The 247-nt window shown below is 51.8% G+C and carries 1 protein-coding gene; it reads left to right on the top strand.

From position 1 onward, the window contains the following. On the top strand, positions 1-247 hold a 247-nt coding region (locus KI356_RS29035; protein ID WP_212937097.1), incomplete at both ends, for an RNA 2'-phosphotransferase.

Raw genomic sequence — 247 nt, 5'->3', positions numbered from 1 at the left:
CATACTTTGTGCCCAAAAAGCGGGCAAGCGGTTAACCCGTGCATTGCTGGATACTGTGGTTGCCACCCGCGATAAAAAGCGTTTTAGTTATTCCAGTGATGGTAGGTGCATCCGCGCGGTTCAGGGGCATTCGACTTCGCAGGTCGCTATTTCCTTTGCCGAAAAAACACCGCCACAGTTTCTCTACCACGGTACGGCAAGCCGTTTCCTTGACGAGATAAAAAACCAGGGGCTGATTGCAGGTGAG

The sequence above is a fragment of the Bacillus hominis genome (assembly GCF_018332515.1).
GTDB lineage: Bacteria > Bacillota > Bacilli > Bacillales > Bacillaceae_G > Bacillus_A > Bacillus_A hominis.
The sequence above is the reverse complement of the archived record's forward strand: the minus strand, read 5'-3'. Positions and strand labels throughout refer to the sequence as shown.